The organism is Nocardia sp. NPDC006044 (assembly GCF_042871115.1).
GTDB lineage: Bacteria > Actinomycetota > Actinomycetes > Mycobacteriales > Mycobacteriaceae > Nocardia.
The window spans coordinates 326487-350824 of sequence record NZ_JBIAID010000002.1 but is presented as its reverse complement, the minus strand read 5'-3'; the positions used below and the strand labels follow the sequence as shown (position 1 = coordinate 350824).

The window sequence follows — 24338 nt, the reverse complement described above, 5'->3', positions numbered from 1 at the left end:
CCTTCAGGCGGCGAGGCCGAGGGTCGCGCGGACGAACTGGACGAACAGTGGGGCCAGGGCGGGCACGTGCGCGGGCCCCTCGGACACGATGACCCGGCGGGTCCGCTCGCCGATCGCGTCCGGGATCAGGGCGATCAGCTCGTCCGGAACCGCCGGTAAGGCCGGATCCTGTTGGCGGGCACGGTCGTAGAAGAAGCGGTAGAGCGCGGCGAAGCGGTCCACGGCCAGGTCCCGATAGTCGACGGCGGCCTGATTCACCTTGAACGATTCGACCAGGATCAACCGGGCGAAATCCGGTTCGGTGGCGACGGTTTCGCAGAACGTGCCGACGATCGACTCGATCATGGCGGGCACCCCGGCCTCCGGGGTGAGCTGCGCCAGTTCCTCGGTGATCCGGGTTTCCACGATGTCGACGCCGGTGTGCACCGCCTCGACGAAACACTCTTCCTTGTTCGCGAAGTGCTCATAGAACGTGCTGCGCGAAACCCGTGCTCGGGCAACGATATCGGTGAGCGTGGTGGCGGAATACCCAGCGCTGTCGACGCATTGGACCATCGCCTCGATGAGCCGCCCGCGCTGCGAGACCAGCACGGCATCGCGCGCCGCCCGGTGCCGGTCGGCGAAGCTGTTCTGCGGCACGGGTGTCGAGTCGGCCGCCTGTTCTCGGCGCATGGTGCTCTCCCTGTTCGGCGAACATGAGTATTCGTAACCCAGCATTATGCGACTGCGCGCCAGGGGATTACGCGTCGGTGCCCATGTTCGCCGATTCGGGCGGGATCAGTCCTTGGGCTCGATGTACTTGGGGTACACCGGTTCCGGTGCGGGCAGCGCCACACCCGGCACGATCGGCGTCGCGATATCGGCGAACGTGCGGTCCCGCTGGCCGAGCTGATCGAGGATCTTGCTCGCCGAGGCGGGCATCACCGGCTGCACCAGGATCGCGACGATGCGCAGCACCTCGAGCGTCACGTACAGCACCGTCGCCTCGCGCGCCAGATCCTCCGGCGTGCCGGACTTGGCCAGCGCCCAGGGCGCCTGCGCGGAGAAGTACCGGTTCGTCTCGCCGAGGGTCAGCCAGATCGCCTCCAGCGCGAGATGCATTTGCTGCGCGTCGAATTCGGCGCGGCAGCGGTCGAGCAGCCCGTTGGTCAGGTCCAGCAGCTTGCGGTCCGCCTCGGTGAACTCGCCCGGCGTCGGCACCACGCCGCCGCAGTCGCGCGCGACCAGTTTGGTGCTGCGCTGGACCAGGTTGCCGAACTCGTTGGCCAGGTCGGAGTTGATCCGGCCGACGATCGCGTCGTGGCTGTAGCTGCCGTCCTGCCCGTAGGAGATCTCGCGCAGCAGGAAGAAGCGCACCGCGTCGACGCCGTAGGTCTCGACCAGCTCCAGCGGGTCCACCACGTTGCCGACCGACTTGGACATCTTCTCGCCCTTGTTGTACAGGAACCCGTGCACGAACACGCGTTTCGGCACCTCGACGCCCACCGACAGCAGGAACGCCGGCCAGTACACGGTGTGGAACCTGGTGATGTCCTTGCCGATGATGTGCACGTCGGCGGGCCAGAACTTCTGGAACGTGGCCGATTCCGTGTCCGGGTAGCCGACGCCGGTGATGTAGTTGGTGAGCGCGTCCACCCACACGTACATCACGTGCTCGGGATGGCCGGGCACCGGCACACCCCAGTCGAAGGTGGTGCGCGAGATGGACAGATCCTTCAGCCCGGCCTTGACATAGCTGACGATTTCATTGCGACGCGTTGCGGGCGCGATGAATTCGGGATGCTCCTCGTACAGCGCGAGCAGCTTGTCCTGATAGGCGGAGAGCTTGAAGAAGAAGTTCGACTCCTCGGTCCAGGTGACCGGGGTCTTCGACTCGGTGGAGATCCGGCTGCCGTCCTCCAGCAGCGTGGTCTCCTCCTCGGTGTAGAAGGCCTCGTCGCGCACCGAGTACCAGCCGGAGTAGTTGCCGAGATAGATGTCGCCGTTGGCGAGCATCCGCTCCCACAGCGCGACGCAGGCCGCCAGGTGGTCCTCGTCGGTGGTCCGGATGAACCGGTCGTAGGAGATGTCCAGCGTCTTGTCCAGCGCCTCGAACACGTCCGAGTTGCGGCTGGCCAGTTCCTCCACCGGGATGCCCGCGGCCGCGGCCGCCTGCTGCATCTTCTGACCGTGCTCGTCGGTGCCCGTCATGAAGAAGACGTCGAACCCGTCGAGCCGCTTGAACCGGGCGATGGCGTCAGCCGAGATGTACTCGTACGCATGCCCGATGTGCGGCGCACCGTTCGGGTATGCGATGGCCGTGGTGATATAGAAGGCGGGGCGGTCAGCTTCGCTCATGGTGTGTCTACTGTAATGGCCGTGGTTTCCTACACTCACGCGAATATCCCCGCCGCCGGTTCCCCCGTGTCCTGCGGCGGTTTTCGATGAGTAACAAGCGTCCCGCGCCGGCCCTGCCCGAGCCGCTCGCCCCGATCATCGACGCGCACACCCACCTCGATGCCTGCGGTGCGACGGACGCGGCCTCCATCGCCGTGATCGTCGACCGCGCCGCGTCGGTGGGTGTCGGCCAGGTGGTCACCGTGGCCGACGACCTCGCCGCCGCGCAGTGGGCCGTGCGGGCCGCGCATTGGGACTCCCGGGTCTACGCCGCCGTCGCGCTGCACCCGACCCGGGCCAACGCGCTGGACGAGGTGGCGAAGGCCGAGCTCGAACGCCTCGGCGCCGACCCGCGCGTGGTCGCGATCGGCGAGACCGGCCTGGACTACTACTGGCCCGGCAAGCTCGACGGCTGCGCCGACATCGAGACCCAGATCGAGGGTTTCCGCTGGCACATCGACCTGGCGAAGCGGCTGCGCAAGCCGCTGATGATCCACAACCGCGAGGCCGATCACGATTTGCTGACCGTGCTGCTGGACGAGGGCGCGCCGGACACGGTGATCTTCCATTGCTTCTCCTCCGACACCACCATGGCGCTGGCCTGCGTGGCCGAGGGCTATGTACTGAGTTTTTCCGGCACCGTGAGTTTCAAGAATGCGCACGAGTTGCGTGAGGCCGCGAAAGTCGTGCCCGACGAGCTGATTCTGGTCGAAACGGACGCGCCCTATTTGACGCCGCATCCATTCCGTGGTGCGCCCAACGAATCGTATTGCCTGCCGTACACCGTTCGCGCTTTAGCGGAACTACGCGAACAGGACGCGGCCGAATTGGCGAAGATCACCACGGCGAACGCGCGGCGCGTGTACGGAATCTGACAAATCCGCTATTTCCGGGCAATCGGAGTACCCGCAAGGGGACTGGATATGCCCTGTGTGTCCTAGGTCACATCGATCGGTATATATCGTGATCAACCTGCGGCAGCGATATCTGTTCGTGATATTGAAAGACCCAGCTGAAGCAAGTGAAGGTTGTCTACCCCCAAACCCCTCGTTATCGTACTGTGACCATGTCCCCATTCACGCGAATCAACCAGTCACGATCGCCGCTGCTGTACGCGGCGGTGGGTGCCCTGTTGATGACGCTGATCGTCGGCGCCGGCCTGGCGATCGTGAACCGCAAGACGGTGACCGTCGTGGTCGACGGCGAGAAGCGGGTCGAGACCACTATGTCGCTCGATGTCCGCGGCGTCCTGCGGGCCGCGGGCTTCGCCGTGACCGAACGCGACCGGGTCGCCCCCGGGCTGGCCGCGAAGATCGGCGACGGCGCGACCATCACGCTCAACCGGGCGCGTGAGGTCCAGCTGATGGTCGACGGCCAGGCGCGCAAGGTGTGGACCACCGGGCTCACCGCCGGCGAGGCGCTCGAGCAGCTGAGCCTGCCCAGCGAGGTGTACGTCTCGCCCAAGCGGGACGAGAAGCTGCCGCTGGAGGGCGCCGCGCTGAAGGTCGCGACGCCGCGATCGGTCTCGCTGCTCGACGGCATCGGCGCCCCCGTCGACGTGCGGCTCGCCGCGCCGACGGTCGGCGAATTCCTCACGGTCGCGGGAATTCCGCTGATCGAGCAGGACACCGTCGAGCCCGCCGCTTCCACCCCGCTCACCGACGGTGTGCGAATCACGGTGACCCGCAAGCGAACCGAGAACCGGACCGAGACGCTGCCGCTCGACCCGCCGGAGCACGTGATCGAAGACCCGGACATGAACATGAGCCGCTCGGTGGTGGAAACCCAGGGCGCACCCGGCGTCCAGGACGTCACCTTCGCGGTCACCATGGTCAACGGCACCGAGGTGGACCGCAAGCCGATCGCCTCGACCGTGACCGTGACCGCGCAGCCGAAGACCGTACGCAAGGGCGCCAAGCCCGGCACCGAGGTGCCGCCGGTACGCGACGGCGCGACCTGGGACGCGCTGGCCCGCTGCGAGTCCACCGGCAACTGGAACATCAACAACGGCAACGGTTATTACGGCGGCATCCAATTCGACCAGGGCACCTGGGAACGCCAGGGCGGGCTGAAGTACGCACCCCGGGCCGACCTGGCCACCCGGGAAGAGCAGATCGCCATCGCCGAGATCACCCGCGCCCGCCAGGGTTGGGGTGCCTGGCCCGCCTGCACCAGCCGCCTGGGCATCAGCTGACCCCACAGCCGTGGTTTCACTGGCTGACCCCCTCGGTGTTGCACGGGATTCGCTGTGTCGTCACGGTGAGCTGGCAGTATTCCGCTGATCTGTACACTCGTCCAGGTTTGTGACGGTGTGGGTCGGGTCAGTGAGGTGTGGTCGATGAGGGTTGTTCAGGGGTTCAGGCGCGCGGTGGCGGTGACCACGTTGTCGGCCAGTGCCGCGTTGTTCGTGAATGCCGCCCCGGCGCAGGCGGAAACTCCGGGGTCGCTGATCTCGATCTCCGCTCAGCCCGACGGCTGGCACGGGGTATCGGGCGGTTCGGTGCTCGAATACTGGATGCGCGGCTCGGACGGCACGCCGCGCCCGGCCAGCGGCGCGCTGTTCGTTCCGCAGGGCACACCACCCGCCGGCGGCTGGCCGGTCATCGCCTACGACCACGGCACCAGCGGACTCGGCGCGGGCTGCGGTGGCCAGGCCGCGCCGGAAAGTCATCCGTACCAGCAAATTCGGTCCAAAGAGGACCAGCTGATCCAGGGCCTGCTCGCACAGGGCTTCGCCGTGGTGGCCCCCGACTACCTCGGCCTCGGCCGCTTCGACACCGGCCCGCACCCGTATCTGGAGATCGCCACCGAGGCGACCGCCACCATAGATCTGCTGCGTGCCGCCCGTGCCACCAACCCCGCCCTCTCGCGCACCTGGGCCGTGCTCGGGGTGTCGCAGGGCGGCCAGGCCGCGCTCGGCACCGGCCACCGGCAGGCGATCGACGCGCCCGACCTCGACTTCCGCGGCACCATCGCGATCGACCCCGAATCGGACGTGGAGAAGATCCTGCCGCTGGCCGGTCCGGTCATCCCCGCCATTCCCGGCAACGACGGCGCGCTGAGCTTCTTCGTCAGCATCCTGGCCGGTCTGCGCGCCGCCCGTCCCGACGTGCAACTGGACCAGTACCTCACCCCGCGGGGCCGCGCGGTCCTGGACAGCGTCGGCACGCTGTGCCTGGACGGCATCATCGACCGCGTGCACGGCCTCGGCGTCGGCGACCTGCTTGCCCGGCCGCTCGGCCAGGAACCGGTCCGCTCGGCTCTCGACCAGTACCTCACCGTGCCGACCTCCGGCTACGACGCGCCGATCCTGTTGCTGCTCAACGTCACCGACACCACCGTCCCGTCCCCGCTGCACGCGGCGCTCGCCGCGCAGTTCGCGGCCAACGGCGTCGATTTCCGGACGGTCACCGGCACCGGCAAGCACACCCAGCTCAACGCCCCGATGCAGGCGGCCATCGACGACTTCCTGAACCGCGTCAAGGCGACCCCGGCCGAGCAGTAGGTGCCGGGAGCCACCCCGCGGGTTGATAGGTTCTTCAGGTGTCCGAACCTGAAGTTGCTGCTCGTGGGAGTGCCGCGCTGCTCGGTCCCGCCGAAGTGCGGGTGCTGGCCGAGCGGCTCGGCGTGCGACCGACCAAGCAGCTCGGGCAGAACTTCGTGCACGACGCGAACACGGTGCGGCGCATCGTCGCGGCGGCCGGCGTCGGGCGCGACGACGTGGTGCTCGAGGTCGGGCCGGGGCTCGGTTCGCTGACCCTGGCACTGCTCGACGTGGTGGATTCGGTGGTCGCCGTCGAGATCGATCCGGTGCTCGCCGAGCACCTGCCGGTGACGGTCGCCGATCGGGCGCCGGAGCTGGCCGACCGGCTGAAGGTGGTCGAGGCGGACGCGCTGCGGGTCGCCGCCACGGATCTTCCGGTCGTGCCGACCGCACTGGTGGCGAACCTGCCGTACAACGTGGCGGTACCGGTTCTGCTCCACCTGCTGGCCGAATTGCCGAGCATCGCAGTCTCTTTGGTGATGGTGCAGGCGGAGGTAGCGGACCGTCTGGCGGCCGCTCCGGGTAGCCGCGTCTACGGCGTACCCAGCGTGAAGGCCGGCTTCTTCGGCACGGTTCGACGGGCGGGTGCGGTCGGTACCCAGGTCTTCTGGCCGGCTCCGCGCGTCGACTCCGGCCTGGTCCGCGTCGACCGCTACACCGAACCGCCGTGGCCGATGGACGAGGATCACCGTCGCCGCGTCTGGGCGGTAGTCGACGCCGCCTTCGCGCAACGTCGCAAAACCCTGCGTGCCGCACTGTCCGGCTGGGCCGGTTCGCCTGCTGAAGCCGAACGCCGCCTCGTCGCCGCCGGCATCGCACCCACCGCCCGCGGTGAGACCCTCGACACCGCCGCCTTCGTTCGACTGGCGGCTCAGGGCTAGATCTGGTGTGCGACTGCGGTATGCCCGCGTGGAGCATCGGATAACGATTGAGGCTCAGGGGCTTTCGCTGGACGGTAGCTGCGGGCGGTGTCCGATCGGTGGGTGCCGAGGTGGGCGTACTGGTCGGTTTATGTTGCGACGGAACTGAATACGCGCCCTCGCGTCCGTGTCAGGAACGTGTTCTATCCGTGAAGTCGGCCATGCACATTGTGGATAACTTATCTTTGCGATTTTTGTGGCAGGCGTCACGGCCGCCGGGTGACGTCGATTCGGTTGTGTCTCATATCGATCCGCGTGACCAGGGAAGCGCAGGTCACCGTGACGATTCACGGCCCGATGGGGCGCGTTTACGCGACTCCGGACGTCAGTGGCCGCCACCCTGATGGGGTGCTCCGCCGGATGTGGATGAGCCTGTGGATGATTCGACCATAGGTACTTCCATGGTGAACTCGGCGGTGTGTACCGCGCCGCCGTGGGAGAAGTCTAGATACAGCCGATAGGGTCCCGCGCTCGGGGCCTGCGCGTGGAACGCGACCTCGGGTCCGGCGGGAGTGCCGCCGATCTCGCCCTCCGGATGCACGTGCAGATAGGCGAGGTCTGCCGCGCGCAAAGCGACGAGGTGCGCGTAGGCGCCGAGGTACGGTTCGAGGTTGGTCACCGGCGTGCCGTCGCGGGTGATGGTGAACCGCAGTTCGCCGCCGGCCGTGCGGAGATCGCCGGTCGCGGTGACCTGGAAGCCGTCCGTCGCCGCGGTCCGTGCGGGCGGCGGAAGCGGTTGCGGGACAGCTGTTCCCGCCACGGTCACGGTCCGGCTGAGCACCAGGCCGCCGGGTCCGGTGCCGTCGGTCTCCGGCAGGAAGTCGGTGAATACCCGATACGTCCCTGGCTGCGCCCACGTCCAATCGATGGACCAGGTGCCCGCCGCGTCCATGGTCGGATGCACGTGCCGATACTGCGTGGCGTCGGACCGGACGACGATCAGGTGCAGCTTCTTGTCGTGCTGGGTCCGGAACCGGACGACCGGCGTGCCGTCCGGCCCGGTGATCCGGAAGCGCAGGGCACCGGCTTGATTCGGCTCCGTCGGCGCGGACAGGTCGGTGAGGGTGTAGCCGGATCGGCGCTCCGACAGTCCCGGGTCTGACCCGGCCGAGCTCGTCGTGCGGTCCGCTGCGCGCTCGGCCGGATCGCCGACCAGGGCACCGATGCCGAGCGCGGCACCGAACAGCACGACGAGCGCGCCACCGAAGGCGGCGAACTTCAGCCGGTCCTGCATCAGACCGCGACCTCGTAGCCCGCCTCGTCCACGGCGGCCACGATGTCGCTGTCGGCGATCGGCGCCGCGCTGTCGACCGTGACCGCGCCGCTGGCGAGATCCACGTCGACACCGGTGACGCCGTCGATCTTGCCGATCTCCGTCTTGACGGAGCTCACGCAGTGCCCGCAGGTCATCCCCGTGACGGTGTAGGTGGAACTGGGCATCTCCGACTCCTTCGCTCATTCTCCATCATACGGGCCGGGGGTACCCCGACTGAATCGAACATACCCCCGGTGGGTACTGCGCGCAAGGGGTGGAATCCCACTCATCGCGCGCGCCACGACCGTACTGCGAACGTCGCCGCGGTCACGAAAACCGCTCCGCCCGCGGTGATCACGATCTGCGGTCGGTCGTAGGTCGCGTCGCCCACGGACAGGTAGATCCCGACATTGATCAACCAGTGCCCGACCGCCGCGACGAGCACCCGCTGCCGGAAGCCGCCGGTGGCGAGCGTGCCGAGCAGTGCGGCGAACGCCATGATCGAGACGAAGAACGACGCCGCGACCACCGGGCCCGCGCCGAATGCCTGCACGTGCCACAGCGCCCACGTCGCACCGGTTACGGCGATCGCGGCGAACCGGCGCATCCGCTATTCCAGCAGCGGTTGCAACAGGCCGCGCCACCCGATCTCCTCGCCGGTCGCGCCGATGAACTGGATGACGAAGAACACCGCGAAGGGCACGCCGCCAACCGTCGCGGGACCGACGAGATCGTGCCCCGCCAATACCGTTGCCCCGGCAATCAATAGCGCGAGAATGAGGCACGCCGCCATGATGTAACCGAGATTCTCGCGGACTTCGCGGCCGGAAACCGATGCCGGAAACAATGGGCCGACGATCTTGCGACCGACGAGCCAGGTAATGAGCGCACCGCCCGCCGGCGCGAATTGAACCAGCGACAACGCCGCCGGATCGATTCCCGAAACCGGTTGCAGCGCAAGCATTGCCGCCGAAGCGGACAGCGTAGCGAAAACGTAGATCCCGATGAATGTCCAGAAGATTCCGGCAGGCGACGCCGAAACCCGCTGAGCTGCGTAGTAGTCGGAGGTGAGGATGGGAGTTTCAGGTCTATCTATCACCAGGAAATCGTCACACCGCGCCCGTGCCGTTGCCCTCATGCGTCAGGGTCATTTGTCGCGCCGCGATCTCATACTTCCGGTGCAACGGCGCTAATCTTTCCGGCCCCAGCCGTACATTGCCAATTCGGCGACCTGCGCCAGCTCCGCCCCGCTCGCGCCGTCTCTGGCCGCGTGTGACATCCCCTGCAGCACGGTGCCGACATAGCGGGCCAGGGTCGGCGCGTCGTCCTTGGCGGCGAGAACGCCGGAATCGATATCGGCCTGAATGCGTTCGGTGAACAATCCGAGATTCCGGCTGCGCAACTGCCGCAGCATGTCCGCGACCTCGCCGCTGTTCGTGTTGATGCCCGCGCTGATCACCAGGCAGCCCCGCGGGTAGTTCGGCCTGGTGTACTCCGCGGCGGCCTCGCGCAGCGTGCGCCGCATCGCCGCCTCCGCGGTCGGCTCCTCGGCCAGCGCCCGCGCGATGAAATCGCCGTATTTCGCGCCGAAGCTCTCGACCGCCTCCTTGAACAGCGTCGTCTTGTCGCCGAACGCCGCGTAGAGACTCGGCGCGCCGATCCCCATCGCGGCGGTCAGGTCGCCGATCGAGGTGGCCTCGTAGCCACGCTCCCAGAACAGCCGCAGCGCCTGCTCCAGCGCGGCGTCCCGGTCGAACGAGCGCGGCCTGCCTCGGGTCGTGGGGCTCATACGAATCATTCTATAGCGATCGCTAGATATTGTGCTAACGTCCACTTCTGTAGCGAACGCTAGAGAAAGGGATTCCCAGATGGGCGCACTGACAGGCAAGACCGCACTGGTGACGGGTGGCAGCCGGGGCATCGGCCGCGGCATCGCCGAACGGCTCGGCCGGGACGGGGCGCGGGTGGCGGTGCATTACAACGGGAACGAGCAGGCGGCCAAGGAGGTGGTGGCCGGCATCGAGGCCGCGGGTGGTGCGGCCTTCGCGATCCGCACAGAACTCGGCGTCCCCGACGATGCCGCAGCGCTATGGGCCGCCTTCGACGCGCACGCCGACGGGGTGGACATCCTGGTCAACAACGCGGGCATCGACGGCATCCGCGAACCGATCGAGGGCACCGACGAGGCCGCCTACGACCGGGTCTTCGCGGTCAACGCCAAGGCCCCGTTCTTCATCACCAAGCTCGGCCTGGACCGGATGCGCGACGGCGGCCGCATCGTCAATCTCTCCACCGGCCTCACCAACGGCGCGCGGATGCCGGAGCTGATCGCCTACACCATGACCAAGGCCGCGCTCGACGCGTTCACCAGCGTGCTGGCCAAGCAGGTCGGCGCGCGCGGGATCACGGTGAACGCGGTGGCCCCCGGCATCATCGACACCGACATGAACGCGGGCTTCCTGAACAATGCCGAGACGGTGGCGATGGTGACCGAGATGTCCCCGCTCAAACAGCTCGGCCGGCCCGCCGAGGTGGCCGATGTGGTCGGCTTTCTCGCCTCCGCCGACGCTCGCTGGGTTACCGGGCAGTGGATCGACGCCACCGGCGGGGGCCTGCTGTAACCGGATGATTCACCGACGGTGAAAAGGCCGATATCGAGCCGCGCGACCGCCGGGACCACCCATTAGGCTTGGGCACCGTGCTGTCAGTCGTCCCCAGCCCCATCACCGTGCGCGCGCCGTCGAAGGTGAACCTCCATCTCGGAGTCGGTGACCTGCGCCCCGACGGGTATCACGACCTGACCACGGTGTTCCAGGCGCTCTCGCTCAGCGACGACGTGGAGATCGGCCCGGCGAGCTCACTGGCCGTGCGGGTATCCGGTGAAGGCGCGGCGGACGTGCCGACCGACCGCACCAACCTGGTGTGGAAGGCGGCGGTCCGGCTCGCGCATCAGGCCGGGCGGGCGCCGCTGGTGGAATTCGCGATCACCAAGGGCATTCCGGTGGCGGGCGGGATGGCCGGCGGCAGCGCGGACGGCGCCGCGGCGCTGGTCGGGCTCAACGAACTGTGGGATCTCGGGCTCACCCGCGACGAACTCGCCGCGGTGGGCGCCGAACTCGGCAGCGACGTGCCGTTCGCGCTGCACGGCGGCACCGCGCTCGGCACCGGGCGCGGCGAACGGCTGCTTCCGGTGTTGTCCCGCAACAGCTTTCACTGGGTGCTCGCACTGGCCAAGGGCGGGCTGTCCACCCCGGCGGTATTCGCGGAACTGGATCGATTGCGCGCGAACGGAACTCCGCCGCGGCTCGGCGAACCGCAGCGGCTGATGCAGGCTTTGGCCTCCGGCGACCCGGAACAACTGGCGCCGCTGCTGGGTAACGACTTGCAGGCGGCCGCACTGTCACTGAAGCCGGAGCTGCGCCGCACGCTGCGCGCCGGGGTCAACGCGGGCGCGCTGGCCGGTCTGGTCTCCGGCTCCGGCCCCACCTGCGCATTCCTCTGTGCGAGTGCGGAATCCGCGGTGGCGGTGGCGGCGGAACTGGCGGGCGCGGGCGTCTGTCGCAGCATCCGGACCGCGAGCGGCCCGGTCCCCGGCGCCCGCGTGCTCAACAGCGAGGCGCCGGGTAAGCGGTAATCGGCTCAGGCGATGACGTCGGCGAGGCGGTCGACCTGCCCGGCGTCGCCGCCGTAGCAGTAGAGCATCACCTCGTCGGCGCCGAGATCGTCGAATTGCTCGATGGCGGAACGGATCGCGCCGGGTGTGGTGAGCATCCCGTCGAGCATGTAATCGGCGCGGCCACTGAATTCGTAGTAGCCACCCATCGAGGCGCGGGCCTCGTCGATCAGGTTCCGGTCGCCGAGCGCGACGTTGACCTGGGCGACGATGCGTGGCGCGCCGGAGCGGCCGTGGTCGGCCCAGGACTTGCGCACGGTGTCGAACAGCCGGCCCGCCCACGCGGCCGGGGCGGCGGCGAGAAAGCCACCGCCCCAACGGCCTACGCGGTCGAGTGCGGGCGGCTGGAAGCCGCCGAAGAGGACCTCGGGGCCGTCGGGCAGCAGCGGTGCGGGGCCGATCGGGCCGCAGTCGGGGCCGTACGGCTGACCGGACCAGACGCGTCGCATGATCTCCAGCTGTTCGTCCAGCCGCCGGCCGCGGGTGTGCAGGTCGGTACCGGAGGCGAGGTGATCGTCCGCGCGACCGCCGACGCCGAGGCCGAGCACGAAGCGGCCGCCGGACATCCGGTCCAGCGTCGCGACCTGCTTGGCGAGCAGGGTCGGCTCGCGCAGCGGCGCGATGAGCACCTCGGTTTGCAGCTTGATCCGGCTGGTGGCGCCGGCCAGGAGGGCGAGCGCGACGAGCGGTTCGGGATTGTCGTAGACCAGCCGATCGAGCAGGCCGAGGGTGGAGAACGGGCCCGCGTCGGCCCGGCGGGCCCAGTCGAGCAGAGCGACGGGATCGGAGATGGGGAGTCCGAGACCGACGTGCATGGGAGAAACCTCCAGGAAGAAGCGAATGGATTGTGCCGCCCGCTCACCTCGTAGAGGTGTGGCTCCCGCTCTGCGGCTGTATTTCTGGAGAGCACCTGGTTGACTAACATCGTTCGTGACGAACGTTGTTCGCTGACGCTAATCTAGACGAACGCCGTTCGTTCCGCAAGGGGGTGGCGGAGCGGGGCCGGGAAACTCAGTACCCTGGCTCAGGGCACGCAACTCGCCCGTCGCCGCAAGAACCGGAAGGATTCATGTCCAACCTGATCAACCTCGAGCAGGTTTCCAAGAGCTTTGGGATCAAGCCGCTGCTGGACAACGTGTCGATGGGCGTCCACGCGGGCGAGCGGATCGGCGTCGTCGGCCTGAACGGCGGCGGAAAGACCACCCTGCTCGAGGTGCTCACCGGGCTCGAGCCGCCGGACAGCGGGCGGGTCAGCCGCGTCGGCGGGTTGCGGATGGCCACGGTGACGCAGCGCGGCGTGCTGCCGCCCGGCTCGACCGTCGGCGAGGTGGTCCTGGCCGGTTTGGCCGACGATGCGATGACCGACGATGTCGCCGAACACGAGTGGGCCGCCAACCCGCGCATCCGCTCGGTGATGGAAGGAATCGGGATCGCCGGCCTGGGCCTGGAGACCTCGATCGACAATCTGTCCGGTGGTGAGCGCCGCCGCGTCGCGCTGGCCGCCGCGCTGGTCCGCGACCTCGATCTGCTGGTGCTCGACGAACCCACCAACCACCTCGACGTCGAGGGCGTGCAGTGGCTGGCCCAGCACCTGCTCAACCGGCGCAGCGCGCTCGTGGTCGTGACCCACGATCGCTGGTTCCTGGATACCGTCGCCACCAACACCTGGGAGGTCGTCGGCGGCAAGGTCGAGACCTACGAGGGCGGCTACGGCGACTGGATCTTCGCCCGCGCCGAGCGCGCCCGGCAGGCCGACGCCTCCGAGGCCCGCCGCGCCAACCTGGCCCGCAAGGAACTGGCCTGGCTGCGCCGCGGCGCCAAGGCGCGCACGTCCAAGCCGCGCTACCGGGTGGAGGCCGCCGAGGCGCTGATCGCCGACGTGCCCGCGCCGCGGGACAGCGTCTCGCTGGCCGCGTTCGCGCGAAAGCGCCTGGGGCGGGTCGTGATCGAGCTCGAGGACACCACCCTCACCACCCCGGACGGCCGGGAGCTGGTGCGCGACTTGACCTGGCGGCTCGCGCCGGGCGAGCGGGTCGGTCTGGTCGGGGTGAACGGCTCGGGCAAGACCACCCTGCTGCGCACGCTGGCCGGCGAGCTCGAACCCGCGGCGGGCAAGCGTATTCAGGGCCAGACGGTGCAGATCGGCTGGCTGCGACAGGAACTCGACGACCTGCCGACCGATATGCGGGTACTGGAGGCGGTGCAACAGGTCGCGCAGCGAATCATGCTCGGCGACAAGGAGATCTCGGCGGGCCAGCTGGCCGAGCGGCTCGGCTTCACCCCGGCCCGCCAGCGCACCCCGGTCGGCGACCTGTCCGGCGGCGAGCGGCGCAGGCTGCAACTGACCCGGATCCTGATGGCCGAGCCGAACGTGCTGCTGCTCGACGAGCCGACCAACGACCTGGACATCGACACCCTGCAACAGCTGGAAGACCTGCTCGACAACTGGGCGGGCACCCTGGTGGTGATCAGCCACGACCGGTACCTGATCGAGCGCATCTGCGACTCGACCTGGGCGCTGTTCGGCGACGGTAAGCTCACCAACCTGCCCGGCGGCATCGACGAATACCTGAAAAAGCGCGCTGCACAGGGCGATACCGCGCCCCGCTCGGCTGCCGACACCAAGGCCGCGCCGGTCACCGACGCCGCCACCCAGCGTGCCGCACGCAAGGAACTGGCCAAGCTGGAACGGTCCATCGAGAAGTTCGACGAACGCGAGCGCACGCTGCACGCCGCGCTGGCCGAGGCCGCGACCGACCCGGACCGGCTGGTCCGGCTCAACGCCGAACTCAAGCAGGTCGTCGCGGAAAAGGAAGCCGCGGAAGAACGTTGGATGGAGCTGGCGGACGGGTAACGGCCGTCAGTGCCCGGCGGCGCGGTCGTCCTGGATCGCGACCGGCAGCCAGGTCCGGACGAAGTCGGCGCCGAATCCGGTGAGGGACACGCTGCGGTAGATCACTTTGGTGCCGAATCCGGACCGCTTCAGCAGCTCGCGCACCTGCCCCTGGGCCTCCAGCAGCTGGTACCGGTGCGGGTTGCCGACCGGCTCGCGCTCGTGCTCGACCAGGCCGAGCCTGCGCAGGTTGGTCAGGTACTGCTGGATCCGGTTCGGGAAGCGCAGTCCGGCATGCTCGCCGACCAGCGTCAGCATCGAGCCGACGCGTTCCGCGCCGAGCGCGCGCGGGCGTCCGGTGCGGATGTCGATCGAGGGTTGCGGGCCGTCCAGGTGCAGGAAGCGCAGAATTCGCGCCTCGTCCGGGGTCAGCTCGGCCAGCATGCCCGCGAACGCCGGATGATTGTCGTCGTCCCCGTGCGTGCTCGCCGACAACCGCAGCAGCGCCGCGCCCTGCTCGCGCAGCGTGGGAACGGTCTGCGCGGCAGGCTCATTCGGTGCCTCGGGGAAGCCCAGCGCCCGGCGCAACCGATCGCGCACCTCGGATTCGGCCTCCGCCAGCACTTCTCGCGGCGGCACGCCCTGGACGCTGCGCTGCACGACCGTCGAGGTGACCCCGACCGCCGTGCCGAGACTCCACGCGGTCATGCCGGTCACCGCGGTCCAGGCCACCCTGGCCACGCCGGTGGCCGCGCGCACGCCCGCCACGGGATAGGGCACCCGCGAAGGGGATTCGTCCTGCGCGACGATTCGGCTACCGGACCGTCGAGCGATCTCCGTCGACGGCACCACCTCTTCGGCGGTGTGCTCGATGTCCCCGGCGTCGTCGCCGGGGCCGGATTTCGCTACAGCCATGTGGTCGCCACTCCTGTTCCGAAAATCAGAATATGAGCGTATCCGGCGAAGAGCCCCAGCACGCCGCCATGGAGAAAAAGCAGCCACTCATCTTGCTTGATGGCCGAGCGCAGCATGTCGACGAAGTCCGGCGGCTTCAGCGCCGCCATCTGTTTGGCGATGTAGGTGTTGATCTGCCTGCCCTGGCGGACGTTGAACTCCGGGTCGGCGAAGGCGATCGGGGCGATGGCCATGGCCTCGGCGGTGAAGGTGTCCTGCAACGTGTCGTAGTCGCGGCTGCCGAGCATGAACTTGACCGCGGGCCGGGCCGGGCCGAGCGCGCGGTCGGCGGCCGGGCGCAGGGTGTCCTCCAGCATCTGGATGGTGCGGTCCGAGCGCGGGCCGTTGAGCAGTTCGTCGCCGATATTGGCCACGGTCAGCACCTGGCTGGACACCAATTCGGCGTAGCCGTCGGTGATTTCGGACTGGCGTTTGATCAGCAGGCCCTGCCGCCACGGGCACCACCACTTCGGGTAGGCGGGCGCGAAGATCATATTGATGCCGACCCAGTTGACCACCCAGCCGATCACCACGCCGCCGATCGGCAGCACGACCAGCGTGGACCAGCCGGTGAGATGCAGGATGGCTACCAATATCACGCCCATCGGGGCGCCGAAGTAGAAGCCGAAATTGATCATGAACCGCAACTCTTTGGCGCCGAGGACCTGGAACAGCGTGTTGAGCAGTTGCGGCCTGCCCTGGAAGTAGCGAATCACCATCTGCTTCACATCGAGCAGTTGATCAATATTCGCGCCTAATTCATCGGTCAGCTCGCGCAGAATATCCGGCAGTTGCTGACGGACTCGAGCCTGTACCATGTCGCGAACTTGGCTCGGCAGGTTGTACCAGAGCTGTGGATGTTCGCGCTTGAGAATATCTTCGACGATGGTCTGGATCTGTTCGTCGGCGATGCTGGCGAGATGTTCGGCGAGCTTGTCCGGCTCGAGCTCACGGTAGAAATCGGCGACGCTGCCCAGTTTGGCCAGGCCCTTGTCCACCGCGATGCTGGCCATCTTGTCCGCGCGCGACGGGACGATGCCCTGCCAGCCGAATCTGCCGTCGTAACTCAGTAGCGGCAACACCTGAATTCTTTTGGGCAGGAAGGGATACAGCGCGCGAAGTCCCGGTAGTCGGAAGCCGTGGAAGGCAATCGGCTGGAACAGCATGAGCACGCCGGTCCAGTTGGTGATGTAGCCGATGATTCCCGTGAAAAGTGGGATAGTCAGAAGCTCTAGCAGGATTGTCGGGTGGACACCGAACACACTCTCTAACACGACACCCTCCTGCCGACACACCGGTGACCGCCGCCTCACCGGAACATCAAAGTAGCACCCTGTCGGCACCGGGACCTTATTGTGAGGAGAAGAGACGGGTCCACCTCGAGTGCGCGGTGCCACACCGCCGCCTGCCGAGATATCGGTCACAGTGTTTGTGCGCAATGCCGCATCGGCGAAGGGTGACGGCGACAATGACCAGCGACACAGGGGGAAGTAATCTGTGGGGCGGGATTCGTTCACCTGGCGATATCGGAGTATGACGTGGCAGACGACAGGGCCGGACAGGACGCGCGGGGTCGGCGGCCGTCGGAGTTTGCGGGGACAGCGGGGTCGAGCCCAGTCCGAGCCGGTTCTCGCGCGGTCGAGCGCAGCTCGGATGTCGAACAGCGGCAGATCAGCAACGAGGCCCGGCTGATTCGTGGCGTATTCCGAGCGGCCGGGGTCGCGGCGGGCAGTGTGGTGCGCGGCGGTCAGTGGGCGGTCGGCACCACCTTCGAGGTCACCAAGGAGATCACCCAGGCGGCGCTGGACGGTGAATCGTCCGCGGATATCGCCGAGCGAACCGGAAATGCGTTGCGTTCCATAGCCCGTAGCGCGCTCGGCGTCACCGAGGGGTCGGTGCGCGAGATCGTCAGTTACGTGCCGACGCCGAACGGGCCGGGCAATAACGGCGGCGCGCAGCAGGCGCTGGCCGTCGGCTCCTACCTTCGTTCGGCGAGCACCGACGAGCTACGCCGGCGCGGCGACGCGCTGCTCGCTCGTTCCGCCGACGTCTATTTCACCGAGGACGTGCACCCGGCCTACGACCGCATCCTCGACGAACTCGCCCCCGACGAGGCGCGCATCCTGCGTTTCATGGCGCAGAACGGCCCGCAACCCTCGGTCGACGTGCGCACCAACCGCCCGCTGGGCATCGGCTCCGAACTGGTTCAGGGGGATCTGACCTCGGTGCCCGAGCAGGCCGGTGTCCGGTACCCGGACCGGTCGCGTCCGTACTTGATCAACCTCGGCAGGCTCGGGCTGACGCTGGTCTCCGACGACCCGGTCGTGCTGAGCCGATACATGGTGCTCGAGGTGCAGCCGGTGGTCGAGGCCGCGTTGAAGAAGGCCGGGCGCGCGCCGAAAATCGTGCGCAAGAGCCTGCGCCTGACCGAGTTCGGCGAGGATTTCTGCCGCACCTGCTTCACCATCGGGAATTAGCCCGACTGTTCGGTCGTAGAACTTTCCCCAGGTCAGCCGCGCCTATTCGAGGCGGCCGAACCTCTGCGAACACCGTGGGGTCCACGGGCGCCGGCCTGCGGACCAGCAGACACGGAGGGTACAAATCTCCCAATTCGTGAAGCTGCGCGGCTTCGGATGGGATTGTTAAGTATGGATCAGGGAACCGGCGGGCAGGGGCGCGGCGACCCGAGTGCGGGTGGCGGACAGCAGCGCGGCAACCCGGGGATCGACATCGGCCGGATGGAGCGCGGCGACCCGGGGACGGACGAGCAGGAGCGTCGCGAGAGCAGACCACGCGGCGACGATCGCCGGCTCGACGACGTGACCGCGATCAGCAGACTGAAGTTCCGCTACCTCCGCTGCCTCGACACGAAATCCTGGGATGAGTTCGCGGACACCATGATTCCCGAGGCGACCGCCACCTACAGCGAATATCTCCAGTTCGAATCGCGCGACGCGTTCCTCGCGTTCATGCGCAACACACTCGGCCCGCACGTCATCACCGAGCACCGCTGCGATCACCCGGAGATCGACGTCGACGGCGACGCCGCGACCGGCACCTGGTACCTCGCCGACACCGTGCTCATCCCCGGCCACAACATGCTGCTGCGCGGCGCGGCCTTCTATTCCGACGAATACGTGCGCTGCGACGACGGCCGCTGGCGCATCTCGCACACCGGCTATGAACGCACCTACGAGGTGGTGCTCTCGCTGAGCGACCTGCCGAGCCTGCGCCTGACCTCGAGCCGCTGGGGCCTGATCTCCCGGGAAGACGGCGTCATCTCCTCGGTCGAACGCGACCCCGGCGCCCCATCCGCCCGTCGCGAACCGGAAGCAGGCTGACCTCGACCGGGCCCGGCGCCGCGGCTAGTCCGCGGTCGCTACCAGTGGCTCCAAAGTCAATTTAGGGTGTTCTTTTTCGATGTACTGAAGGCGCCACTTGTCGCTGAACAGGGCGAGCAGGGCGCCGTCGCTGCGGGTGAAGACCTCGACGCCGCGCTGCTTGCCGAGCTCGTCCATCGACGCGGCGTCGGTGCGGCGGGCCAGTGTGTAGGGCAGGTTGTCCATCTTGGTCTCGACGTTGAACTCGGTCAGCATCCGGGCGGTGACCACCTCGAACTGCATCGGCCCGACGGCCGCCAGCACCGGTGCCGCGTCGCCGCGAATGTCGTTGCGCAGCACCTGCACAACGCCCTCGGAGTCCAGCTGATCGATGGCCTTGCGGAACTGCTTGTACTTGCCCGCGCTCTCGGCGCGCAGCACCGCGAAGTGCTCCGGCGCGAACGACGGGATCGGCGGGAACTCCACCTTCTTGTCCACGAACAGCGTGTGGCCCGGGGCCAGCGCGGTCGCGTTGACCAGGCCGACCACGTCGCCGGGGTAGGCGGTGTCGACGGTGTTGCGTTCCCGGCCGAACACGGTCAGCGCGTACTTCGTCGCGAACGGGCGACCGGTCTGTGCGTGCGTCACGACCATGCCGCGCTCGAACTCGCCGGACACGATCCGCATGAACGCCAACCGGTCCCGGTGCGCGGCATCCATGCCCGCCTGCACCTTGAACACGACCGCGCTGAACGGCTCGGTGATCTCGCGCGCCCCGCCGTTCACATCGGGGCGCGGGCCGGGCGGCGGCGCCAGCGAGACCAGCGCCTCCAGCAGCTGCCGCACGCCGAAGTTCAGCATCGCCGAGGCGTAGATGACCGGCGAGGTCTGCCCGGCGAGGAACATCTCCTGATCGTGGTCCTGCCCCGTGGCCGAGAGCAGCTCGCTCTCCTCGACCGCGGTGGTCCACGGCTCGCCCTCGCGCGCCTCGGCCTGCGCCGGGGTCAGCGATTCCTCCGGCGCGATGGTCGCGCCGCCGGCGGTGCGGGTGAAGTGGATGTATTCGAGCGGAGCGCCCTCCGGGCCGCGGCGAAGCAGCCCGCGGAAGTCGCCCGCGATGCCGACCGGCAGGAACAGCGGGGTCGGGGTGAGGCCGATCCGCTCGTTGATCTCGTCGAGCAGTTCCAGCGGCGCCTGGCCCGGCCGGTCCCACTTGTTGATCACGGTGATGACCGGGATGCCGCGGTGCCTGCACACCTGGAACAGCTTGAGCGTCTGCGGCTCCAAGCCCTTCGCGGCGTCGATCAGCATCACCGCGGCGTCGACTGCGGTGAGTACCCGGTAGGTGTCCTCGGAGAAATCGGAGTGGCCGGGCGTATCGACGAGGTTGATCACGCTGTCCACGTCCGAGCCCTCGGCGCGGTAATTGAACTGCAGCGCGGTCGAACTGACCGAGATGCCGCGCGCCTTCTCCATCTCCATCCAGTCCGAGACGGTGGAGCGGCGGCCCGCCTTACCGTGGATCGCGCCCGCCTCGGAGATCATCCTGGCGTGCAGCGCGAGCGCTTCGGTGAGCGTCGACTTGCCGGCGTCGGGGTGCGAGATCACCGCGAACGTGCGCCGTCGGGAAACCTCGGCGGGAAGTCCCTCAGGGGAGGCGGTCAACGGAACAACCTTTCACAGACGACCGATCGGCAACCTGTCTAATCTACGCGATGAGCATGGACCCGACACGACCTGTGCCTGGCCACCCGATTCAAACTGGGCATAACCATTGCGGTATGGTGTTCGGGTTGTCTCGGCGAGGGTGACCGCAGACCTGATTTTGCGTTCACCGTGATCGACGCGGCTCGGCTTCCGGCCGTCCCCGTTGGTTCTTTCGTCGGACGAGTAGACCAACCAGCCAGGGCGGAAACAGACCCTGGCGCACTGTTGACAGCCCGGAACAGCCGTAGGGAGTAGATCCAGTCATGTCCGACGCCAACCTTCTCGAAGCCGCCGTACGCACCGAGTTCGGTAAGGGTGCCGCCCGCCGTACCCGTCGCGCGGGCAACGTTCCCGCCGTGCTGTACGGCCACCAGGCCGACCCGCAGCACCTCTCGCTGAACGCCCGCGCCTTCTCCGCCATCCTGCGCGAGCACGGCACCAACGCGGTGCTCAGCCTCGTCATCGATGGCAAGAAGCAGCTCGCGCTGACCAAATCGGTTGTCGTGCACCCGATTCGCCGCTACATCGAGCACGCCGACCTGCTCATCATCAAGAAGGGCGAGAAGGTCACCGCCGACGTGAACGTCGTCGTCACCGGTGATGCCGCTCCGGGCACCCTGGTCACCCAGGACGCCACCACCATCTCCATCGAGTCCGACGCGTTGAACATTCCCGAGTCCATCGAGGTCTCGGTCGAGGGCGTCGAGGCCGGCACCCAGATCAACGCGGGCGAGCTGACGCTGCCCAAGGGCGTCACCCTCAACGTCGACGCCGAGACCCTGATCGTGAACGTCATCGCTGCCCCGCAGGCCGAGGCCGAGGACGAGGGCGCGGACACCGCTGAGGCCGGCGACGAGGCCGCGAGCGCCGAGTAAGTACCGCGGAATCGGTTCACTCGATGACCGAATCCACGACCGGGCCCGCGCTCGTGGTCGGACTGGGCAACCCAGGCACCGAATACGAGCGCACCCGGCACAATGTGGGGTTTCTGGTCGCCGACGTGCTCGCGGAGCGCGTCGGCGGCCGTTTCGGCGTGCACAAGAAGTCCGGCGCCGACCTGCTGCAGGCTCGGCTCGACGGCCGTCAGGTGCTGATCGCCAAGCCGCGCTCGTTCATGAATCTGTCCGGGCGTCCGGTGGCGGCGCTGGCCAAGTTCTTCTCCGTGCCGCCGACCGAGGTGATCGTCGTGCACGACGAACTCGACCTCCAGTTCGGCGAGATCCGGCTCAAGCGCGGCGGCGGCGAGGGCGGGCACAACGGGCTTCGCTCGGTGTCCAGCGCGCTGACCACCAAGGACTACCTGCGCGTCCGGATCGGCATCGGCCGCCCGCCCGGCCGTCAGGACCCGGCCGACTATGTGCTCAAGCCGTTCGCGGCACCGGAGCGCAAGGAAATACCGGTGATCGTCGAGCAGGCCGCCGACGCCGTCGAGCTGTTGCTCCGGGTCGGACTGGAAGCCGCGCAGAACCAGGTGCATTGACCCTCGGCGTGGCGAATTCGCCACGCCGTCAATGCCATTCGGCCTCGGCCCGGCGTATCAGCCGAAGCGGTAGCGGGTTTGGCTGAAGGGACTTCCACAGTTTCGCCAGCTGCTGCAGCGTCGCGTGATCGGTGATCCGGAGGGCGGTCCCCTCGACCACCACATCGAGTCCCGAGTTCATCACATTGGTGCCGGTGCTGAGCACGCAGCGGGGCTCGGCGGCCAGGTTCACCGCCTTCTGCTCCCGGTCGCCGGTGCAGAGGTGCAGGCGGCCGTCGCGCCGAGTGGTGCTCAGCCAGAACATCTCCGACGTGGTCAGCACCTCGCGCACCGCGGACCAGGGCGGTGCGGTGGCGTCCGGGCCGCTGAATCCCTCGTGCAGTTCGCCGATCGGTTCGAACTCGGGCATGATCATCTCCTATTCGCCGACTGTCCGTTCAGACGAGGTCGGCGCCGGAGATTCATCGGTCCCGTCGGTGGCCTCAGCGCAGGTGCACGGCGGTGGCGGCGCGGCGAAGCTTGCCGGAGGAGGTCTTCGGCAGCGCGCCGGGGCCGAGCACGGCGACGGTGCGCGGGCGGGCACCCACCTCGGAGAACACCGCGTGCACGATCTCGCGTTCGATGCGCTTGACCGCCTCGGCATCCTGATATTCGTTGCTCTCCACCACCACCGCGAAACTCTCGCGCTTCTGCCCGGCGTCGAGGCGCACGGCGACGGCGTTGCCGGGTCGGACCCCGGCCACCCGGGTGGCCGCGCGTTCGATGTCGGTCGGGTAGATGTTGCGGCCGCCCATGATGATGACGTCCTTGATCCGCCCGCACACCACGATCAGGCCCTCGTCGGTGAAGTAGCCGATATCGCCGGTGTCGAGCCAGCCCGCGGCGTCCTGGGCCGGGCGGAATCCGTTCACCGTGACGTAGCCGGAAGTGACTGCCGGGCCGCGCAATTCGATGACGCCGACGGATCTGGTCGGCAGCTCCTGGCGTTCGGCGTCCACCACCCGGCCTTCGAGATGGTCGACCAGGTAGCCCAGCGTCGGCAGCCGGCGGATGTTGCCCGGATGCCCGTGCACGTCGTGCACCGGCACGGCCTTGCCGAGCGCCTCGAGCAGATCGGCGTCGATGACATCGATCACCTGACCCAGGCCCGGATCCGGAATCGACACGGCCAGTGTGGTTTCCGCCATGCCGTAGACGGGGGTGAGCGCCAGCGGGCTGAGCCCGAACCGCTTTCCGGCCGCGGCCAGCGTCTCCATGGTGTCCGGGTCGACCGGCTCCGCGCCGTTCCACATGTAGCGAACGCTGCTCAGGTCGAAGGCGCCGTCATCGGCCTGCTTCAGCCGGCGGGCGAGCAGCGAGTACGCGAAATTCGGTGCGGCGGTGACGGTTCCGCGATACTTGGCGATCAGTTCGGCCCATAACAAGGGGCGCATGAGGAAGTCGAGCGGCGTCACGCACACCACCTCGGCGCCGATTTGCATGGGGACACTGAGGAATCCGACCATGCCCATGTCGTGGAACAGCGGCAGCCAGCTGATCATCACATCGTCATCGAGCTGGAACTTGACCCGGTCGAACATGGCGTAGGCGTTGACGAAGAAGTTGCCGTGGGTGATCCGCACCGCCTTGGGCGACCCGGTCGAGCCGGAGGTCAACTGCTGCAAGGCGATATCGTCCTCGGCCGTCGGCACCGGATCGGTGTCCGTGCCCTCGTGCAGCTGATCGATCCGTACCACGGTGATGCCGCGTTCGCGCAGCAGCGGCTCGGCCGCCTCGAACGGGGCGCCGAGCACCACCGCGCGCGCTTCGATCATGGTCAGTACGGTCTCGGTGTCGCGCGCCCAGACCACCAGATCGGTGCGCGGCGTCGGCTGGTGCAGCATGGTGATCGAGGCGCCGCGCATCCAGATGGCCTGGCAGGCCGGTGCGATGTCGACCGGCAGGCCGGCGAGCACGCCGACCGCGTCACCGTGCCCGATGCCCGCCGCCGCCAGGCCGCCCGCCATCCGCCGGGCGATCCGATGGATCTCGCCCCAGCTCTGACGCCGGGGCGCGTCCGGCTCGCCGGTCACCAGCCCCCGGGTCGACGCCTGCGCCGTCGCATACATCTCGTCGGTGAACCTGCTCAACGTCAACTCCCTCATCACCAGCTTCGGGCCGCCTGCCGACCTGCTTTCAACTATCCCGCCATTCCGGCGTGGCGTTAACCCCTTTCCTGCGTGTCTGAGTTTGCTGGAGTGTCGCGGGTAACCGCGGGCGCGGGTCCGGCGGCGCGA

The 24338-nt window shown here is 68.1% G+C and carries 23 protein-coding genes and 1 pseudogene; 11 read left to right on the top strand and 13 right to left on the bottom strand.

Going from position 1 to position 24338, the window contains the following annotated elements; genetic code table 11:
• Nucleotides 1-3: 3 nt before the first annotated feature.
• Nucleotides 4-672, bottom strand: a complete 669-nt coding sequence (locus tag ACFYO1_RS19265) for a TetR/AcrR family transcriptional regulator (RefSeq protein WP_387232524.1) — start codon at nt 670-672, stop codon at nt 4-6.
• 105 nt (nt 673-777) lie between these two features.
• Nucleotides 778-2376 (bottom strand): methionine--tRNA ligase, encoded by a 1599-nt coding sequence (metG, locus tag ACFYO1_RS19260; protein ID WP_387232521.1) that lies wholly within the window; start codon nt 2374-2376, stop codon nt 778-780.
• Nucleotides 2377-2423: 47 nt separating this feature from the next.
• On the opposite strand from metG, the gene ACFYO1_RS19255 reads away from it, so the two are divergent.
• The 4 genes from ACFYO1_RS19255 (at nt 2424) to rsmA (ending at nt 6801) form a co-directional block, all read left to right on the top strand.
• A complete protein-coding gene (locus ACFYO1_RS19255) occupies nt 2424-3251 on the top strand; it encodes a TatD family hydrolase (protein WP_387232519.1) in 828 nt (275 codons plus the stop codon).
• A 191-nt stretch (nt 3252-3442) separates the two neighbouring features.
• Entirely contained in the window at nt 3443-4570 is a 1128-nt protein-coding gene (locus ACFYO1_RS19250) for a transglycosylase family protein (RefSeq protein WP_387232516.1), read from the top strand.
• Between the two features lie 144 nt (nt 4571-4714).
• Entirely contained in the window at nt 4715-5881 is a 1167-nt protein-coding gene (locus tag ACFYO1_RS19245) for an alpha/beta fold hydrolase (protein WP_387232514.1), read from the top strand.
• Between the two features lie 38 nt (nt 5882-5919).
• Nucleotides 5920-6801: a 16S rRNA (adenine(1518)-N(6)/adenine(1519)-N(6))-dimethyltransferase RsmA gene (gene rsmA / locus ACFYO1_RS19240; RefSeq protein ID WP_387232511.1), complete on the top strand. Its 882-nt coding sequence runs from the start codon at nt 5920-5922 to the stop codon at nt 6799-6801.
• A 364-nt stretch (nt 6802-7165) separates the two neighbouring features.
• Here rsmA and ACFYO1_RS19235 read toward each other — a convergent pair whose 3' ends face one another.
• The 5 genes from ACFYO1_RS19235 to ACFYO1_RS19215 form a co-directional block, all read right to left on the bottom strand.
• A complete protein-coding gene (locus ACFYO1_RS19235) occupies nt 7166-8074 on the bottom strand; it encodes a hypothetical protein (protein WP_387232508.1) in 909 nt (302 codons plus the stop codon).
• Nucleotides 8074-8280 carry a heavy-metal-associated domain-containing protein gene (locus ACFYO1_RS19230; protein WP_378713724.1) on the bottom strand — a complete coding sequence of 69 codons (207 nt, stop codon included), beginning with the start codon at nt 8278-8280 and terminating at the stop codon, nt 8074-8076. Before ACFYO1_RS19230 ends, ACFYO1_RS19235 begins: the two co-directional genes overlap by 1 nt.
• 101 nt (nt 8281-8381) lie before the next feature.
• A complete protein-coding gene (locus tag ACFYO1_RS19225) occupies nt 8382-8702 on the bottom strand; it encodes a hypothetical protein (protein WP_387232505.1) in 321 nt (106 codons plus the stop codon).
• 3 nt (nt 8703-8705) lie between these two features.
• Nucleotides 8706-9059: a hypothetical protein gene (locus ACFYO1_RS19220; RefSeq protein ID WP_387232502.1), complete on the bottom strand. Its 354-nt coding sequence runs from the start codon at nt 9057-9059 to the stop codon at nt 8706-8708.
• 225 nt (nt 9060-9284) lie between these two features.
• Nucleotides 9285-9884 carry a TetR/AcrR family transcriptional regulator gene (locus tag ACFYO1_RS19215; protein WP_387232499.1) on the bottom strand — a complete coding sequence of 200 codons (600 nt, stop codon included), beginning with the start codon at nt 9882-9884 and terminating at the stop codon, nt 9285-9287.
• Between the two features lie 79 nt (nt 9885-9963).
• Between ACFYO1_RS19215 and ACFYO1_RS19210 the strand changes: the two genes are divergently transcribed.
• Nucleotides 9964-10716 carry an SDR family oxidoreductase gene (locus tag ACFYO1_RS19210; protein ID WP_387232496.1) on the top strand — a complete coding sequence of 251 codons (753 nt, stop codon included), beginning with the start codon at nt 9964-9966 and terminating at the stop codon, nt 10714-10716.
• A gap of 77 nt (nt 10717-10793) precedes the next feature.
• Complete coding sequence (locus tag ACFYO1_RS19205) at nt 10794-11729, top strand: 4-(cytidine 5'-diphospho)-2-C-methyl-D-erythritol kinase (RefSeq protein ID WP_387232493.1); 936 nt, start codon at nt 10794-10796, stop codon at nt 11727-11729.
• 5 nt (nt 11730-11734) lie between these two features.
• Here ACFYO1_RS19205 and ACFYO1_RS19200 read toward each other — a convergent pair whose 3' ends face one another.
• The gene (locus ACFYO1_RS19200; RefSeq protein ID WP_387232490.1) at nt 11735-12583 is read right to left on the bottom strand and encodes an LLM class flavin-dependent oxidoreductase; all 849 of its coding nucleotides are present in this window, start codon (nt 12581-12583) and stop codon (nt 11735-11737) included.
• Nucleotides 12584-12837: 254 nt separating this feature from the next.
• Here ACFYO1_RS19200 and ACFYO1_RS19195 point away from each other — a divergent pair, with 254 nt between their 5' ends.
• The gene (locus ACFYO1_RS19195) at nt 12838-14622 is read left to right on the top strand and encodes an ABC-F family ATP-binding cassette domain-containing protein (RefSeq protein ID WP_387232487.1); all 1785 of its coding nucleotides are present in this window, start codon (nt 12838-12840) and stop codon (nt 14620-14622) included.
• Between the two features lie 6 nt (nt 14623-14628).
• Here the strand turns inward: ACFYO1_RS19195 and ACFYO1_RS19190 are convergent, their stop codons facing one another.
• On the bottom strand, nt 14629-15516 hold the full coding sequence (locus ACFYO1_RS19190; protein WP_387232484.1) for an Abi-alpha family protein: 888 nt from the start codon (nt 15514-15516) through the stop codon (nt 14629-14631).
• Nucleotides 15507-16850 (bottom strand): hypothetical protein, encoded by a 1344-nt coding sequence (locus ACFYO1_RS19185; RefSeq protein ID WP_387232482.1) that lies wholly within the window; start codon nt 16848-16850, stop codon nt 15507-15509. The genes ACFYO1_RS19190 and ACFYO1_RS19185 overlap by 10 nt, the downstream gene beginning before the upstream one ends.
• Nucleotides 16851-17093: 243 nt before the next feature.
• On the opposite strand from ACFYO1_RS19185, the gene ACFYO1_RS19180 reads away from it, so the two are divergent.
• Nucleotides 17094-18032, top strand: coding sequence for an Abi-alpha family protein (locus ACFYO1_RS19180; RefSeq protein WP_387232480.1), 939 nt, complete (start codon nt 17094-17096; stop codon nt 18030-18032).
• 333 nt (nt 18033-18365) lie between these two features.
• Nucleotides 18366-18896: pseudogene (locus ACFYO1_RS19175) on the top strand (nuclear transport factor 2 family protein); the annotation flags it as partial.
• Between the two features lie 24 nt (nt 18897-18920).
• On the opposite strand, the gene ACFYO1_RS19170 reads toward ACFYO1_RS19175, so the two are convergent.
• A complete protein-coding gene (locus ACFYO1_RS19170) occupies nt 18921-20540 on the bottom strand; it encodes a peptide chain release factor 3 (RefSeq protein ID WP_387232478.1) in 1620 nt (539 codons plus the stop codon).
• 305 nt (nt 20541-20845) lie between these two features.
• Between ACFYO1_RS19170 and ACFYO1_RS19165 the strand changes: the two genes are divergently transcribed.
• Both ACFYO1_RS19165 and pth read left to right on the top strand, forming a co-directional pair.
• Nucleotides 20846-21457 carry a 50S ribosomal protein L25/general stress protein Ctc gene (locus ACFYO1_RS19165; protein WP_387232476.1) on the top strand — a complete coding sequence of 204 codons (612 nt, stop codon included), beginning with the start codon at nt 20846-20848 and terminating at the stop codon, nt 21455-21457.
• 23 nt (nt 21458-21480) lie between these two features.
• On the top strand, nt 21481-22062 hold the full coding sequence (pth, locus tag ACFYO1_RS19160; RefSeq protein WP_387232474.1) for an aminoacyl-tRNA hydrolase: 582 nt from the start codon (nt 21481-21483) through the stop codon (nt 22060-22062).
• A gap of 28 nt (nt 22063-22090) precedes the next feature.
• On the opposite strand, the gene ACFYO1_RS19155 is transcribed toward pth, so the two are convergent.
• Nucleotides 22091-22471: a hypothetical protein gene (locus ACFYO1_RS19155; RefSeq protein ID WP_387232472.1), complete on the bottom strand. Its 381-nt coding sequence runs from the start codon at nt 22469-22471 to the stop codon at nt 22091-22093.
• A gap of 73 nt (nt 22472-22544) precedes the next feature.
• Nucleotides 22545-24191: a fatty acyl-AMP ligase gene (locus ACFYO1_RS19150; protein WP_387232470.1), complete on the bottom strand. Its 1647-nt coding sequence runs from the start codon at nt 24189-24191 to the stop codon at nt 22545-22547.
• Between the last annotated feature and the right edge of the window lie 147 nt (nt 24192-24338).